Origin of the sequence: Streptomyces sp. NPDC047117 (assembly GCF_040643545.1) — a bacterium.
In the GTDB taxonomy this organism is placed as follows: domain Bacteria; phylum Actinomycetota; class Actinomycetes; order Streptomycetales; family Streptomycetaceae; genus Streptomyces.
The window spans coordinates 140753-155898 of record NZ_JBEYUN010000012.1 but is presented as its reverse complement, the minus strand read 5'-3'; the positions used below and the strand labels follow the sequence as shown (position 1 = coordinate 155898).

The following is a 15146-nucleotide window of genomic DNA, read 5'->3' as shown; positions in this document are numbered from 1 at the left end:
CCCGGTTGCCGCGAAGGCGGGGCGGACGAGGCTACAGCTGGTCGCGCAGGGCCGCGGGGACGGAGTCGAAGGCGCCCGAACGCCGGCCGATCTCGTCGATGCGCAGGGTGGCGGTGGCGCCGTGGGCTGCCAGCCCCTCGAAGGCGGAGATGCGCTCGACGGCCGGGGCCAGCGCGGCCGTGCCTTCCTTTGCGGCGCGCTGGTAGGTCAGCGGCTTGAGGAAGCGGGAGACCGAGAGCCCGGCGTTGTAGCGGGCCGTCTTGCCGGTCGGCAGGACGTGGTTGGTGCCGGCGATGCCCTTGTCGGAGTAGGCCACCGTGGACCAGGGACCGATGAACAGCGACCCGTAGTTGGTCAGGTTGCGGAGGTAGAAGTCGTCGTCCTCGGTCTGGATCTCCAGGTGCTCGGGGCCGAGGACGTCGGACACGGCGACGGCCTCCTCGGCGTTGCGGACGACGATGACGGAGCCGTAGTCGCGCCAGGCGGCGCCGGCGATCTCCCGGGTGGTGAGGGTTTCGAGCTGCCGGTCGATCTCGGCGATGACCTTGCGGCCCAGCTCCTCGGAGGTGGTGATCAGCGCGGCCGGCGAGTTCGGCCCGTGCTCGGCCTGGCCGAGCAGGTCGGCGGCGACCCAGGCCGGGTCGGCGGTGTCGTCGGCGATGGCGGCGACCTCGGAGGGGCCGGCCAGCAGGTCGATGCCGACCTGGCCGAAGAGCTGCCGCTTGGCCTCGGTGACGAAGGCGTTGCCGGCGCCGACGAGCATGTCGACGGGGGCCTCGCCGAGCAGCCCGAAGGCCATCGCGCCCAGGGCCTGCACGCCGCCGACCGCGAAGACCCGGTCGGCCTGCGAGAGGTACGCGCCGTACAGCACGGCGGGGTGGGCACCGTGCTCACCCGAGGGCGGGGTGCACGCCACGACGGTGGGCACCCCGGCGGCCTTCGCCACGCCGACGGTCATGAAGGCGCTGGCCAGCAGGGGGAAGCGGCCGGCCGGGAGGTAGGCGCCGACCCGGGTGACGGGGACGTAGCGCTGGCCGCCCCGCACTCCGGGGGCGAGCTCGATCTCGAAGTCGGTCAGGTGCTCGCGCTGAGCGGTGGCGAAGCGGTTCGTCCGCTCGTAACCCATTTCGAGCGCGGTGCGGACGTCGGGCGGGAGCGCGTCGCCGGACTTCTTCAGCTCCTCGGCACCGATCTCCAGCTCCCCGGACCAGCCGTCGAGCTCCTCGGCGTAGGCGCGTACGGCGTCGAGGCCCTTGCGCTCGATGGTGGAGAGCATCTCCGAGACGCGCTCGACGACCTTGGGGTCGCGCTGCGCGGGAGGGCCGTCGACGGCCGGCTTCTTGAGCCACTGGAACGGGGCGAGTGCTTGCGCTTCGTGGTGCGTGATCTGCATGTCAGGGACGGTAGACGCGGCCCCGCCACAGGACTAGAGGAGTGATTCCTGGGCCTCCCACAGGGTTTCCCTATGGCTCCCTTCTACGGTTCCGGCGTCACCCGCTGCGCCTCGTCACGGAGCTCGCGGATGGTGTCCTCCGCGAGGCGGGCGAGCTCGCGGGTCGCCCGGGACAGCGGGTGGCCCCGCCGTCTGACCAGGGCGATGGTGTCGTACAGCGGCTCGGCGAAGGGCACGGTGTGCAGCCCGGCCGGGAAGCCGGGGCTGTCGATCACCGCTCGGCTGGTGATGGTGTCGCCCACCCCGGCGGCGGTGAGGTTCAGCGCCGCCTCGACACGTTCCAGCTCCATCAGCGGTTCCACCCGGACCCCGGCCAGCTGGGCGCGCTCGGCGATCTGCCGCCGGGTCGGGTCCTGCCAGCCGTAGTGGGCGTCGTACAGCACGAGGGGCGCCGCGGCGAACGCCTCGATGGTCACGGGCGCCGCGGCGCGCTCCGGGTCCGCGGTGACGTAGAAGACCTCGTCCCGCATGAGCGGCCGTACGACCAGGCCCTCGTCGTCGATGGGCAGCACCACCAGGCCCGCCTCGATCTTCCCGGCGGCGACGGCGTGGGCGGTCTCGGCGGAGTTCTGGCCGACGAGCCGTACACGGACGGCGGGGTAGCGGGCGTGGAAGGTCTGCGCGAGATTGGCGAGAAGGTAGTAGTCGGCGTTGCGCAGGACGCCGAACGTGGCGGTGCCGCCGCCCAGCGAGCCGAGGGACCGCACCGCCTTCACTCCGCTGTCCGCCGCCCGCAGCGTCTCCTGCGCGTACGGCAGCAGCTCGCGCCCGGCCGCGGTGAGGGCGAGCCGGCGGCTGCCGCGCACGAACAGGACCGCGTCGAGTTCCTCCTCCAGGCGGCGCACCAGCTCCGACACGGAGGCCTGCGCGATGTCCATGGCGCCCGCCGCGGCGGTGAAGGAGCCGAGCCGCTCCGCCTCGGCGAAAGCGCGCAGCTGATTCAGCGTCATGACGCCGCCCGCCGGGCCGGAAGGTGCAGGCCGGCGGGGGTGCGGGGACGGCGGTGGCCGTCCGGTGCGACGGCCGCACCGCAGGGTGTTTCTGTACGCATGCGCGGCACTATAGGACAACCCTGTGCACCCGCCCCGAGCGCCCGGCGGTGCGCCCTACAGGCGGCCCGACCTGTGCTCGTTCCACAGCAGCCGGCCGAGGTAGGCGGAGGCCGCCGAGGAGAAGACCTGCTCGCGCTCGCCCACCACCGCACCCACGTTCTCGGGGGCGGCCGGCACCGTCACCTTCCCGCCCTGCGCGTCGGTGATCTTCGGCGTGGAACAGCTCCGGCGGGTCGATCGCCGCGCGTACCGTCCTCGACGACGTGACGCGGGCGCTCGCCGGCTGACCGGGCACCTGACGGCCCCCGGTGGCGCGCCGCTCCGGGCCACCGGGCTCACCGGCCGCCGGACGGACCGACGGCGGGGCCGGTACGGCCGGGGCCGGTCACTCCGGCGGTCAGCCAGATTCCGTCGGGCGAACCGAACCACGGCTGCGCACCGCGTCCGTCGTAGATCACCTCGCCGCGGCGTACGGTGACGTCCGGGCGGCCGGTGAAGGTCCAGCCCTCGTAGGCCGACCAGCCGCACTTGGACCGGATGTGCTCCCCGGACAGGAACCAGGTGCGTTCGGCGTCGAAGAGCACGAAGTCGGCGTCCAGCCCCGGAACGATGCGCCCCTTGCGCCCGGCAAGACCGAACAGGTCGGCCGGTGTTGCGGAGGCCAGCCGGGCGACCCGCAGCAGTACTTCGTCGGCGGTCAGCCCGGGGTGGCGGCGCCGCATACCGGTGTGGACGGCGGTCAGCAGCTCCTGCGTGCCGGGCAGTCCGGGTGGTGCGTCCGGCACTGCCCGGACCTTCTCCTCGATGGTGTGGGGCGCGTGGTCGCTGCCGATCGTGGCGACGCCGCCGGCCATCAGCGCCGCCCACAGCCGGTCCTGGTCGTGGGACGTGCGGATGGCCGGGCTGAGCCGCAGCCGTGCGCCCAGCCGCCGGGTGTCGGAGGCGGAGAACGACAGGTGGTGTGCGGTGACTTCGTGGGTGAGGGGCAGTGCGGCAGCTGCCGCGGCACGCAGCAGGTCGGACTCCTCGGCGGAGGAGACGTGCACGACGTGCGCCGCTGTGCCGTGCCTGCGCACCAGCTCGATGACGCGGGCCGCGGCCACGATTCCGCCGCTGCGCGGTCGGCGGGACTCGTAGGACTCGTAGCTGTCCGGCGGGGCCAGGAACGCGTCGAGCAGGGTGAACACCCCGTCGTCCTCGGCGTGCAGGACCAGGCGGAGGCCCCGCTCGGCGGCGATGGCGAAGATCCGGTCCAGGGCCTCCGGGTCACGGATGACGTGCGGTGCGGTGTGGTGCCCGGTCATGAACACCTTCACCGAGGTCGCGTGCCGCGGGGTGAGGTGGCGGAGGTGGTCGACGGTCGCCTCGGTCACCCCGAAGTGGAAGCGGTAGTCCACCAGGGAGGTGCCGCCGATGAGCGCGGCCTTCCCGGCGGCCTGCTCCGGATCGGTCAGCGGGGGTTCGGTGTTGGGCATGTCGATGACGGTGGTCACGCCCCCTGCCGCCGCCGCCCGGCTGCCGTGCTCCCAGTCCTCCTTGTGGGTCAGGCCGGGGGTGCGGAAGTGCACATGCGAGTCGATCACACCGGGCAGCAGATGGCGGCCCGCGGCGTCCAGTACGGACCGCGCGGCGGGCCGGGCGTCCGGTGCGGTCAGCGCGGTGATGCGGCCGCCGTCGACCGCCACGCCGGCGCGGAGCACACCGTCCGGGGTGACCACCCGCGCGTTGCGCACCAGGAGGTCGTGGCCCCCGTTCGCGGCGCCGTCGCCGCCCCTGGTCAGGCGGTCAGCGGCCGGCATACCGGGTCCTCCTCGGGGTCGAAGTCGCACAGCGAGGTGATGCGGGCGCTGCCGGTCAGGTGGGCGAGCTTCCGGCTGACGCTGACCCACTGGAGCGCGAGGGACTCGTTGTCCTCGCCGGGTGCCGGATCGGCGGCGGGAACGACGGCCGCGGTGGCGGCGGTGGATCCACTCGGGGTGTCGATCTCGATCGCGCCGCGGGCACAGCCCGCTTCGGTGGCCAGCCGGTGCGGGACGGTGCCGGCGATGGTGGTCGCGGCGGCCAGACAGGTGGCCCCGGTCAGCGCGACGCTGGGGTGCCAGCCGGGTACGGAGACGGCGCGGACGGCCAGCCGGCCCGACTCGTAACCCCCCACCGCCGCGATCTTGGGGAAGGCCCCGCCGCCGGGCAGGCCGAGCAGTTCGGTGGCGGCGGTGCGGATGTCCTGCAGCCGGCCGAAGACCTGCTCGCCCGCGGCGAACAGCGCGTCCTTGCTGGTCAGGCCGAGCGAGCGGGCATCGACGAAGACGTACGGATTGCCCACCGCGACGAGCGAGGCATCGTGCGCGCCGGCCCGGGTCAGCAGCTGGTCGATGGTGCGGCCCGTGAGGAGGAGCCGGGCGAGCGGCAGCGCGGTGTCCTGGACGAAGTGCACGGTAAAACTGCCGCTGTGGCGGCGTACCTCGTCCACCTCGCACACCACGTGGTCACCGTTGTTGAGTACGCGGACGCGTACGCGGCCGCCGGGTGCCAGCCGCGGCAGCCAGCCGCGTTCCTCCGCGGCGACGATGGACGCGAGGATGGAGTGGCCGCAGTTGCCCCGGAAGTCGAATCGGTCCAGTCCGCCGGGGAGCGCCTGGACGAAGCGGTAGTCCAGGTCGAAGAGCGGGTGCTCGGAGGGGTTCACCAGCGCGATCTTGAGTACATGTCCCCGGCCGGTGTCGGTCAGCCACTCCCGTACGGTGGTCAGCGCCGGCCGCAGCACGTCCTCGTTCCGCGGCAGCCGGGCGGCGTCCAGCACCACGGTCGGGCACGGTGCGCCCTCCGCCTGTGCGATGTGCGCGGTCATCGGACTTTCCACCGGACCACCGCCGCCACTGTCCGGCAGGCCGGTGGCGGGGCAGAACTGCTCCAGCCACAGCTCGTGCACCAGCAACGACCAGATGGCCAGTGCGGCGGTGTCGTTGGGCGTCTCGGCCTGCTGCTTGAACAGCCCGGCCACTCGTTGCGGGTCCAACTGGCCGCGTCTGCGCAGCCGTTCACCGGTGAGGAGCTCCCGTGCGTACTCCATCAGCACCTCGCCGGGCCGCAGCATGGCGGTGACCGGAAGGGTGAAGGGCTGCTTGGGCCGGCGGAGCACCGAGTCGGGCAGCCGGCCGGCGGCCGCCCCGTAGAGCACCTTCTTGCCCTGCTCCCCCGCCACCTTCAGCGCCTGCGGCAGGGTGCGCGCGTACCGGAGGACGGACGGCTGGCAGAACGGCAGCCGCACCTCGACCGAGGCCGACATCGACAGGTGGTCCACGCGGCGCAGGTGGTAGGCCGGCATCCGGGAGGCGATCTCGAAGTCCGTGAGGGTCCGCAGCCGGCCGGTGCCGGCGGAGCGCAGCCGCTCGGCGATGCCGTCGGCCACGGAGCCCTCCTGCCGCACGAACGCGCGGTAGTCCTCGGTGTAGAGCGATTCGCGCAGCGCGCGGGGCACGGCGGCCAGCGCCTCGACGTACGGGCCCACCCAGTCGGTACCTGACGGTGCGTCGACCGCGGTCCTCATCCGGCCGTAGCCGCCGAAGAGTTCGTCCGCCGCGTCACCGGTGAGGGCCACCTTGAAGCCGGCGTCGCGCACGGCACGGAACAACGCGTAGGTACTGAGCGCGATGGGGTCGGCGTTGGGCTGGCCCAGGTGCCAGATGACGTCCGGGAGCAGGCCGGGGAAGTCCGCCGGGTCGACCTCCACCTGGTGGTGCCGGGTGCCGCAGCGTTCGGCGACCTCGCGGGCGAAGCCCCGTTCGTCATACGGCCAGGTGCCGCGGTAGGCGATGTTGAAGGTGTGCAGGTCGGCGACCTTCTCCGCGGCCAGGGCAGTGACGAGGCCGGAGTCGAGTCCGCCGCTGGTGACGGCGGAGACCGGGACGTCGGCGCGGGTGAGCCGGTGGACTTCACGGCGCAGCAGGGCCAGCGTCCGTTCGGCGGCCTCCTCCGGGCTCGACTGCGCGTCGGCGTCGCCCTCCGGCGCGGCGGCCGAGCGCCGGACGAGGCGGAGTCCGCCGGAGCGGGTGAAGCGGGCGGTGGTGGCGGGCGGCAGCACCTTGACCCCCTCGAACATGGTCTGTTCGCCGAAGGGGGTCTTGGTGGCGAGGTAGGCGTCCAGCCCCGGTTCCCAGGGGCGCGCGGCGACAGCACGGAAGGCGAGCAGGGCGGGCAGTTCGGAGGAGAAGTGCAGGTGTCCGCGCGCCTGGTCCCAGTGGTAGTAGAGCGGCTTCATGCCGACGTCGTCGGTGACGAGCCAGAGGGTGGGTTCCGTACGCAGGTCGACGACCGCCACGGAGAACATGCCGTCGAGGTGTTCGGCGAAGGCGGGGCCGAACTCCTGGTACAGCGCCGGGATCACCGAACCGTCGCAGCGGTCGGCGAAGGTGTGGCCGCGGGCGGTGAGGAGGTCGCGCAGCTCGTCGTGGTTGTAGATCTCGCCGTTGAAGACGGCCACGATGCCCTCGCCGAGGGTGTAGGGCTGCTCCCCTCCGTCGAGGTCCACAATGGCCAGCCGGTCGACGCCCAGGGCCCATCCGGCGCCGGTCGTACGGGTCTGCGCGTCGGGGCCGCCGTGCCGCTGGAGCGCGGCCACCGACCGGAGCTCGTGCGGTGTGGTCCGGGCGTCGAAGTGTCCGTAGATTCTGCACATGCGCGTGGATCACCGAACCTCGGTCGGGTGCCCCGCGGGACGACGCGACAACCGGCGGCCGCCCACTCTCCTCGCCGGAGAGCGCACACCGCGGTGGCGTTGGCTGCGTCTCCGGCTTTCAGGCTGGGCAGGCGGCCGGGTGCCCGCAATTCGTCACCGGGCGCATTGCGCCCCGGCGACCGGCGGATCCTCGCTCCCCCAACAGATGCGGCGCCCGGCCGGCCTCACCCCGATTAGCCCATCCAGGTGAGGCCGGCCGCGGTTCGGCGCTGTGCGGCGCCGTTGCCCCTCAGACGCTTCCCGCGGTGAGGCGGGCCGCGACGCAGGGCGGCAGATTGGGGGCTGCCGTGGACGGCTCGATGTAGACCATGCCGTCCGCGACGAGGACCTCGTGCGTACGGACCGGACGCCGGGCCGGCGGCGCGTCGACGCTTCCGGTCCGGAGGTCGAACTTCGAGGAATGCAGGGGGCATTCCACCTCGCAGCCCTCCAGCCAGCCGTCGGCGAGCGAGGCATCCTGGTGCGTGCAGGTGTCGTCGATGGCGAAGATCTCGCCGTCGTCGGTATGGAATACCGAGATGGGCGGATCGATGTCGAGCCGGAGGGCCTCGCCTCGGGGCAGGTCCACGAGACGGCACGCGGGAATCATCATGACACCTCGGTGCGTATAGCGAAACGGATTGCGGTCAGCGCAACAGCGCGATGCCAGTGTGCGGGCGGCTCCGAACCCGTGTCAAGGCGTTCGGATCCCCCGCCGGCGGGGGCTGTTGTGCCGTGCCGCACGGGGGCGTTCGACGGTCCGAGAGATCTTCCGTTGACGGTCTTGACGCGAACGAGCTCTCGATGTTCCGTTGCGTATGCAGAAACACGTCGCTCCATGAGAAACATATTCACCGTGTGAGCCGCCGGCGCGACGGCGCCGTTCAGGACAGCCGACGACCACGCGTTCTGGTCCCCTGTACCGCCGCACGACCCGCTTTGCCACGCCGTCGGGGCGATCCCCCGGCGCACGGCCGGGCGCGGCGGGACGGGCGTCGCGCTGTGCGGCCCGCGCCGTCCACCGCCCCCTGCCCCGGGAGTTCTCCATGTCCATCCGTGCCATCGACGAGGCACCTCTGAACGCGTTCCATCGAAAACTCACCTGGGCCTGCGCGGGCGGCCCGTTCCTCGACGGTTACCTGCTCAGCATCATCGGCGTCTCGCTGATCGGCATGAGCAACGAACTGCACCTGACCACGGCGGACGAGAGCCTCATCGGCGCCGCCGCCCTGGTCGGCATCTTCATCGGCGGCCTCTTCTTCGGAGCCGTCACCGACCGGCTCGGCCGGGAGGCGATGTACACCATCGACCTGGCGGTGCTGGTCGGCGGATCCGTCCTGTCGGTCTTCGCCACCGAAACCTGGCAGTTCGTCATCCTGCGTTTCATCCTCGGCGTGGCCATCGGAGCCGACTACCCGATCGCGACCTCGCTGCTGGCCGAGTGGGTGCCGAACAAGCACCGCGGCCGGCTGCTCGGCGTCCTCATCCTCGCCTGGTACATCGGCGCGGCCGCCGCGTACGTCGTCGGTTACGTGATGGCCGAGATCGGCGGGTCCGGCACCTGGCGCTGGATGATCGCCTCCTCCGCCGTACTGAGCGCACTGATCCTCCTCATGCGCATCGGGACACCCGAATCACCGTTGTGGCTGGTCAACAAGGGCCGTACGGAAGACGCCCAGAAGGCGATCAAGCGTGCCCTCGGCCGCATCGTCCCGACCAATGAGCTGCTCGCCGCCGCGGCCACCGAGCAGTCGCTGCAACAGCACAGTTTCCGCGACCTCTTCCACGGCCGGTACCTGCGACGCACACTGTTCTGCGGCCTGTTCTACATGTGTCAGATCACGCCGATGTTCGCGCTGTACACCTTCGGCCCCACCATCCTGGGCTCCTTCGGCCTGGGAGAGGGCAACGACAACAACCTCGGCTCGGCACTGATCAGCGTCGTGTTCGTGCTCGGCTGCCTGCCGGCGCTGCGGCTGGTGGACCGGGTCGGCCGCCGGCCCGTCATCATCTGGTCGTTCGCGCTCATGGCAGTGCCGCTCGTGGTGCTCGGCGGCGGCTCCTCACTGCCCCTCGCGGTGGTCGTGCTGTGCTTCTGCGCCTACGCCCTCTTCTCCGGCGGGCCCACCGTCCTGGAGTGGACGTACCCCAACGAGCTGTTCCCCACCAGCATCCGGGCGACGGCGGGCGGCGTGGCCACCTCCATCAGCCGCGTCGGGGCCGCGGCGGGCACCTACTTGCTGCCCATCTCACTCAGCAGGCTCGGCATCGGCGTGACCATGCTGATCGGCGCCGGCATCACCCTGGTGGGCTGGCTGGTGTCCGTGCTGTGGGCCGAGGAGACCCGCGGCCGCACGCTGGCGGAGACCAGCGCCCTCCCCGCGACGCATCCCGCCACGGCCGGTGAGGAGCGCCCCGTGCGCCTCCGGGAAGACGAATTCGACAATTCCTGACGCCGTAAGGGCATCGTCCCGCGCGGCAGACAGCCGGCCGGCCTCCGACGAGGCCGGCCGGCTGTCTGCCGAGGACCGGCCCGGCACCGCGGCCGCCCAACGATCGCCGAGCATACTGGATGTATGGATATGTCCCCCTTCCGGCTGTCCTCCCTGTCGTCCTCCCGCCGCTTCGCCGGCCGGCGCTCATCGAACCGGCGTCCGTCGCCGGGTGGTCGCCCGCGTTCGCTGATGAGCGCGCGGAGCGTCGCCGGACAGGGGTTCCTGCTGCATCTGGGGGTGGTGCTGCTGCTCGTCATCGCCGCCGTGGTGGCCCTCTTCCTCCAGGCCAGGGCGTCGAGTCTGCAGGAGGCCCGGAGCCGGTCGCTCGCCGGGGCCGAGGCGTTCGCGCACGCCCCGGGGACGCTCGGCGCCATGCGCTCCGCCGACCCCAGCGCACTGCTGCAGCCGCGCGCCGAGGAGGCGCGGAAGCGGTCCGGGGTCACCTACATCATCGCGTTCAGCCCCGACGGCATCCGCTGGACGCACCCCGACCCCGAGCTGATCGGCAAGCACGTCGTCGGCCCCTACTCCGAAGCGCTCGCGGGCAAGGTCTACCAGACCACGTACCGGACGCCGGGCGTGGGCCGCGCGGTGGACACGATGGTTCCCGTCGTCGACGGCAAGGGGAAGGTCGCCGGGCTGGTGTCCGTCGGCATCACGGTCGAGAGCGTGAACGCGCGGGTGTCGGACCAGCTGCCGCTGCTGCTCGGTTCCGCCGCGGGCGCACTGGTCCTGGCCACGGCCGGGTCGGCCTGGGTGAGCCGGCGGCTGCTGCGGCAGACCCACGGCCTGGGGCCGGCCGAGATGACGCGGATGTACGAGCACCACGACGCGGTGCTCCACTCGGTCCGGGAAGGCGTACTCGTCCTCGACGGTGAGGGCCGGCTGCTGCTGGCCAACGACGAGGCGCAGCGCCTGCTGGGCCTGCCGCCGGACGCGGAGCGGCGGCATGTCACCGACCTGGGACTGGCTACGGGTACCGCCGAACTCCTGGCGTCGGGCCGGACGGCCACCGACGAGGTACATCCGGCCGGCGACCGGCTCCTGGCGATCAATGTGCGGCCGGTCGACGACCGCGGCGACCGCGCGGGCAGCGTGGTCACCCTCCGCGACACCACCGATCTGCGGGCGCTGGCGGGCCGCGCCGAGGTGGCCCGGCAGCGCCTGGAGTTGCTCTACGACGCCGGGGCGCGCATCGGCACCACGCTCGACGCGGAGCGCACCGCCGAGGAGCTGGCCGAGGTGGCGGTCCCCCGGTTCGCCGACTTCGCCAGCGTCGAACTGCTGGCGGCCGTCGCGCGCGGGGAGGAGCCCGACGTCGCGAGCGGTGAGATGCGCCGCACCGCGCTCCACGGCATCCGTGCCGACCAGCCCCTCCTCCCCGTCGGCGAGGTGGTCAGGTCGGCGCCCGCCGGACCCATGGCCGTCGCCGTGGCGAGCGGGCACGCGGTACTCGAACCGGACCTGGCCGCCTCCAAGGGCTGGCGCGCACAGCAGCCGGACCGCGCCCGGCGGGTCCTGGAGTACGGCATCCATTCGCTGATCTCGGTGCCGCTGCGGGCGCGCGGGACCGTGCTGGGCGCGGTCAACTTCTGGCGTTCGGAGAAGGCGCCGTTCACACCGGAGGACCTGGCGGGCGCCGAGGAGCTGGCAGCCCGCGCCGCGGTGTCCCTCGACAACGCCCGCCGCTTCGCCCGCGAGCACACCATGGCGGTCACCCTGCAACGCAGCCTGCTGCCCCACGCCCTGCCCGCGCACTCCGGCGTCGAGGTGGCCCACCGCTATCTGCCGGCGCGGGCCGGGGTGGGCGGCGACTGGTTCGACGTGATTCCGCTGCCCGGAGCCCGGGTGGCGCTGGTGGTGGGCGACGTGGTCGGGCACGGGCTGCACGCAGCGGCGACGATGGGCCGGCTGCGCACCGCCGTGCACAACTTCTCCTCCCTGGACCTGCCGCCCGACGAACTGCTCGGCCGCCTGGACGAGCTGGTGACCCGCCTCGACGCGGACGAGGCCCCCGAGGGCGACACCACGGAGGTGTCAGGAGCCACCTGTCTGTACGCCATCTACGACCCGGTCCCGGGGACGTGCACGCTCGCCCGGGCCGGCCATCCGGGACCGGCCGTGGTGCACCCGGACGGTGCCGTGGAGTACCCGGCCGTGCCGGTCTCCCCGCCGCTGGGCCTGGGCGACGGCCTGCCGTACGAGACGGCCGAGTTCGCGGTGCCCGAGGGGGCGCAGCTGGTCCTGTACACCGACGGGCTCCTCACGGACGGCACCCGCGACATCGACACCGGCCTGGACCTGCTGCGCACCGCCCTGGCCCACCCCGGCCGCACCCCGGAGGAGACCTGCCGGGCCGTCATCGACGGGGTGCTGCCCGCGCGGCCGGCGGACGACGTCGCGCTGCTCGTCGCCCGCACCCGGCTGCTGGATCCGGACCGCGTCGCCGCCTGGGACGTGCCGCGCGATCCCGCCGCCGTCTCCGGGGTGCGCGCCGAGGCCGCCCGCCGGCTGGTGGCCTGGGGACTGGAGGAGCTCGCCTTCACCACCGAGCTGTTGGTCAGTGAGCTGGTCACCAACGCCGTCCGCTACGGCGCCGAACCCATCCGGCTCCGGCTGCTGTACGACGACGCCACCCTGATCTGCGAGGTCGCGGACGGCAGCAGCACCTCGCCCCATCTGCGCCGCGCGAAGACGGGCGACGAGGGCGGGCGCGGCCTGTTCCTGGTCGCCCGGTTCGCGCAGCGCTGGGGCACGCGGTACACGGCCCGCGGCAAGGTCATCTGGACCGAACAGTCCCTGCGCGGCCCGGCGTCCGACGCCGGCGAGGACCTGGGGGACGCACTGCTGGACCAGTGGGACGACACCGCGTTCTAACGGCGCCGCACGTCCGGCCGCGGTACGTCTCCTCCCCTTGACAGCGCCTGAACTCACGCGAAAGGCTGTTGCGTATAGCGATGGTGGTTGCGTCATCAGAGACATCACAGACGAACCTCGTCGGCTCCGTCCACCGCACCGAGGCGCAGACAAGGGAGCCCACCCGTGGCCATCTCCGTGTTCGATCTCTTCTCCATCGGCATCGGTCCCTCCAGTTCGCACACCGTCGGCCCGATGCGGGCCGCCCACATGTTCGTCGGCCGGCTCAAAGAGGAGGGGCTGCTGGCCCGGACGGCATCGGTACGCGCCGAGCTGTTCGGCTCGCTCGGCGCCACCGGGCACGGCCACGGGACGCCCAAGGCCGTCCTGCTCGGCCTGGAGGGCAACGAGCCGCACACGGTCGACGTGGCGCGGGCGGAGCCGGACGTCGAGCGCATCATGTCGACCGGAAGGCTGCGGCTGCTGGGCCGCGACGTCGGCGATGCCCACGAGATCGGCTTCGACGCGGACCGCCAGTTGGTGCTGCACCGCCGCCGCTCCCTGCCGTACCACGCGAACGGCATGACCCTCTTCGCGTACGGCCCGGACGGCGAACCGCTGCTGGAGAAGACGTACTACTCCGTCGGCGGCGGCTTCGTCGTCAACGAGGACGCGATCGGCGAGGACCGCATCAAGCCGGACGACACGGTGCTGAAGTACCCCTTCAGCAGCGGCGACGAACTGCTGCGCCTGACCCGGGAGACGGGCCTGTCGATCTCGGCCCTGATGCTGGAGAACGAGCGGGCCTGGCGCACCGAGAGCGAGATCCGGGCCGGTCTGCTGGAGATCTGGCACGTGATGGCGGCGTGCGTGACGCGCGGCCTGGCCGGCGAGGGCATCCTGCCGGGCGGGCTCCGCGTGCGCCGCCGGGCCGCCGCCGCGGCCAAGGCGCTGCGGGCGGAGGGCGATCCGGCGGGCCGCGCGATGGAGTGGGTCACCCTCTACGCGATGGCGGTCAACGAGGAGAACGCGGCGGGCGGCCGGGTGGTCACCGCCCCGACCAACGGCGCGGCCGGCATCATCCCCGCCGTCCTGCGCTACTACCTCGACTTCGTCCCCGGCGCGAACGACGACGGCATCGTGCGGTTCCTGCTGGCGGCCGGCGCCATCGGACTTCTCTTCAAGGAGAACGCCTCGATCTCCGGCGCCGAGGTCGGCTGCCAGGGCGAGGTCGGCTCGGCCTGCTCCATGGCCTCCGGCGGCCTCGCCGAGGTCCTGGGCGGCTCCCCGGAGCAGGTGGAGAACGCCGCGGAGATCGGCATGGAACACAACCTCGGCCTCACCTGCGACCCGGTCGGCGGCCTCGTCCAGATCCCATGCATCGAACGCAACGGCATGGCAGCGGTCAAGGCCGTCACCGCCGCCCGCATGGCCCGCCGCGGCGACGGCCGCCACCACGTCTCCCTCGACAAGGTCATCAAGACCATGAAGGACACCGGCGCCGACATGAAGGTCAAGTACAAGGAGACGGCACGGGGCGGCCTCGCGGTGAACGTCATCGAGTGCTGAGGGCAGCGTCTCCGAACTGTCCGGCGAACGGGGCATCGACGCCCCCGCCCCCGGTACCCGGCCTCCACAAGAGCGGTCGCCGCCTCGTCCCGGCAATATGGCGGGCCAGTTGTTGCAGCGTTTCCCGGGGCGCTGAGCCCATGTACGGAGCGAGCGCGAACCGGTCGGTAGAGGGCGCGGTCGATGTCAGACTGCCGTGATGGACTTCCTCGATGGCAACCCGGTCGACGCCGATAGTCTGAAGGCGCTCGCACTCACCAACCTCGGCCACTTCACCTCTCTGCGCGTCGACGACGGGATGGCCAAAGGCCTGTCTCGCCATCTCGACCGCCTCGTCCGTGACTGCCGGACGGTGTTCGACGTGGAGCTGGACCGTGCCCGTGTCCTTTCGTTCGTGAGACACGCCGCGGCGCAGCGGGAGGGGACGTTCATCGTCCGCGTAACGGTCTTCGACCCGGCGTTGGGAACGGCGCACCCCGGTGCCGAGGCTCGGCCACGGGTCCTGGTCACCTGCCGGCCGGCAGCGCACGACCTGCCTCCGTTGCGCGTCACGACGAGGGCGTACCAGCGGGACATGCCGGAGGTGAAACACACCGGTCTCTTCGGCCAGCTGGCCCTCCGGCGGGCGGTGCAGCGGGCGGGCTTCGACGACGTACTGTTCACCGATCCGGAGACCGGGGTCGTCTCCGAGGGCGGGACGTGGAACGTCGGCTTCGTCGACGACCAGGAACGTGTGGTGTGGCCCGAAGCCCGCGTGCTGTCGGGAGTGACCATGCGCCTGCTGCAGGAGGTGCATACGTCGGTGAGGCGTCCTGTCACCCCCGACGACGTGCCGCGGATGCGCGCAGCGTTCGCCACCAACACGTCGGTCGCCGTCCGCCCCCTCTCCGCCATCGGTGACGTTCAGCTGGACGCGGAGCATCCCGTACTCGCCGACCTGAGGCAGCGGTACGAGAAGATCCCGGGAGACCGCGTCTGACACCGGAGGGCCAGGCCGGACGCGAACC

General features: G+C 72.3%; 10 protein-coding genes. 4 read left to right on the top strand and 6 right to left on the bottom strand.

Annotated features, from left to right (window positions below):
* Window positions 1–31: 31 nt before the first annotated feature.
* From hisD to ABZ840_RS23530, 6 genes are all read right to left on the bottom strand, one after another.
* Complete coding sequence (hisD, locus tag ABZ840_RS23555) at window positions 32–1393, bottom strand: histidinol dehydrogenase (RefSeq protein ID WP_361562076.1); 1362 nt, start codon at window positions 1391–1393, stop codon at window positions 32–34.
* A gap of 83 nt (window positions 1394–1476) precedes the next feature.
* On the bottom strand, window positions 1477–2403 hold the full coding sequence (locus tag ABZ840_RS23550; RefSeq protein ID WP_361562075.1) for a LysR family transcriptional regulator: 927 nt from the start codon (window positions 2401–2403) through the stop codon (window positions 1477–1479).
* 156 nt (window positions 2404–2559) lie between these two features.
* Window positions 2560–2688 (bottom strand): hypothetical protein, encoded by a 129-nt coding sequence (locus tag ABZ840_RS23545; RefSeq protein ID WP_361562074.1) that lies wholly within the window; start codon window positions 2686–2688, stop codon window positions 2560–2562.
* A gap of 152 nt (window positions 2689–2840) precedes the next feature.
* The gene (locus tag ABZ840_RS23540) at window positions 2841–4304 is read right to left on the bottom strand and encodes a dihydroorotase family protein (RefSeq protein ID WP_361562073.1); all 1464 of its coding nucleotides are present in this window, start codon (window positions 4302–4304) and stop codon (window positions 2841–2843) included.
* A complete protein-coding gene (asnB, locus tag ABZ840_RS23535; RefSeq protein ID WP_361562072.1) occupies window positions 4283–7180 on the bottom strand; it encodes an asparagine synthase (glutamine-hydrolyzing) in 2898 nt (965 codons plus the stop codon). The genes ABZ840_RS23540 and asnB overlap by 22 nt, the downstream gene beginning before the upstream one ends.
* 289 nt (window positions 7181–7469) lie before the next feature.
* Window positions 7470–7832: a bifunctional 3-phenylpropionate/cinnamic acid dioxygenase ferredoxin subunit gene (locus ABZ840_RS23530; RefSeq protein ID WP_361562071.1), complete on the bottom strand. Its 363-nt coding sequence runs from the start codon at window positions 7830–7832 to the stop codon at window positions 7470–7472.
* A 433-nt stretch (window positions 7833–8265) separates the two neighbouring features.
* Here ABZ840_RS23530 and ABZ840_RS23525 point away from each other — a divergent pair, with 433 nt between their 5' ends.
* The 4 genes from ABZ840_RS23525 to ABZ840_RS23510 all read left to right on the top strand — a co-directional run bounded on the left by ABZ840_RS23525 (window position 8266) and on the right by ABZ840_RS23510 (window position 15118).
* Window positions 8266–9672, top strand: a complete 1407-nt coding sequence (locus ABZ840_RS23525) for an MFS transporter (protein ID WP_361562070.1) — start codon at window positions 8266–8268, stop codon at window positions 9670–9672.
* A gap of 231 nt (window positions 9673–9903) precedes the next feature.
* The gene (locus tag ABZ840_RS23520; RefSeq protein ID WP_361562069.1) at window positions 9904–12591 is read left to right on the top strand and encodes a SpoIIE family protein phosphatase; all 2688 of its coding nucleotides are present in this window, start codon (window positions 9904–9906) and stop codon (window positions 12589–12591) included.
* Between the two features lie 165 nt (window positions 12592–12756).
* A complete protein-coding gene (locus ABZ840_RS23515) occupies window positions 12757–14139 on the top strand; it encodes an L-serine ammonia-lyase (RefSeq protein WP_361562068.1) in 1383 nt (460 codons plus the stop codon).
* A 199-nt stretch (window positions 14140–14338) separates the two neighbouring features.
* Complete coding sequence (locus ABZ840_RS23510) at window positions 14339–15118, top strand: aminotransferase class IV (protein WP_361562067.1); 780 nt, start codon at window positions 14339–14341, stop codon at window positions 15116–15118.
* Window positions 15119–15146 lie beyond the last annotated feature (28 nt).

Bases quoted from the DNA above. Each gene is read 5' to 3' on its own strand.
- hisD (WP_361562076.1), bottom strand. From the start codon at position 1,393: ATGCAGATCACGCACCACGAAGCGCAAGCACTCGCCCCGTTCCAGTGG.
- ABZ840_RS23550 (WP_361562075.1), bottom strand. From the start codon at position 2,403: ATGACGCTGAATCAGCTGCGCGCTTTCGCCGAGGCGGAGCGGCTCGGC.
- ABZ840_RS23540 (WP_361562073.1), bottom strand. From the start codon at position 4,304: ATGCCGGCCGCTGACCGCCTGACCAGGGGCGGCGACGGCGCCGCGAAC.
- asnB (WP_361562072.1), bottom strand. From the start codon at position 7,180: ATGTGCAGAATCTACGGACACTTCGACGCCCGGACCACACCGCACGAG.
- ABZ840_RS23530 (WP_361562071.1), bottom strand. From the start codon at position 7,832: ATGATGATTCCCGCGTGCCGTCTCGTGGACCTGCCCCGAGGCGAGGCC.
- ABZ840_RS23525 (WP_361562070.1), top strand. From the start codon at position 8,266: ATGTCCATCCGTGCCATCGACGAGGCACCTCTGAACGCGTTCCATCGA.
- ABZ840_RS23520 (WP_361562069.1), top strand. From the start codon at position 9,904: ATGAGCGCGCGGAGCGTCGCCGGACAGGGGTTCCTGCTGCATCTGGGG.
- ABZ840_RS23510 (WP_361562067.1), top strand. From the start codon at position 14,339: ATGGACTTCCTCGATGGCAACCCGGTCGACGCCGATAGTCTGAAGGCG.